This window comes from Halomonas sp. SIMBA_159 (genome assembly GCF_046536035.1).
GTDB lineage: Bacteria > Pseudomonadota > Gammaproteobacteria > Pseudomonadales > Halomonadaceae > Vreelandella > Vreelandella venusta_A.
On record NZ_JAWJBT010000964.1, the window covers coordinates 1 to 258 of the forward strand.

The following is a 258-nucleotide window of genomic DNA, read 5'->3' on the forward strand; positions in this document are numbered from 1 at the left end:
GAGCACGGTGACTCCGAGGAGGAGAGTGCCGAGCAGCCAGAAGTGGTTGCGAAGGAGGTTCATGGCCTTCGAACCGTCGACTCCGCGCTCCGCTGCGGCCTCCATGGCACGCACACCTCGCGCCTGCAGCAGATTGCCGACCGCCAGCGCAGCGGCAGATCCGACCGCCAGAGCGATGCCGATCAGAGGTGCCGAGTCGCGTTCCATGGTCATCTCTCGCTTTCGAGGTGGAGCTTCACACTGATCTCGAAGGCATCG

Annotated in this window: 1 protein-coding gene; it reads right to left on the reverse strand. The window is 64.3% G+C overall.

Annotated features, from left to right (window positions below; all coding sequences use genetic code 11):
- The coding region (locus R0J87_RS22120; protein WP_498888999.1) for a hypothetical protein at positions 1–207 on the reverse strand (207 nt) is incomplete at its 3' end.
- Positions 208–258 lie beyond the last annotated feature (51 nt).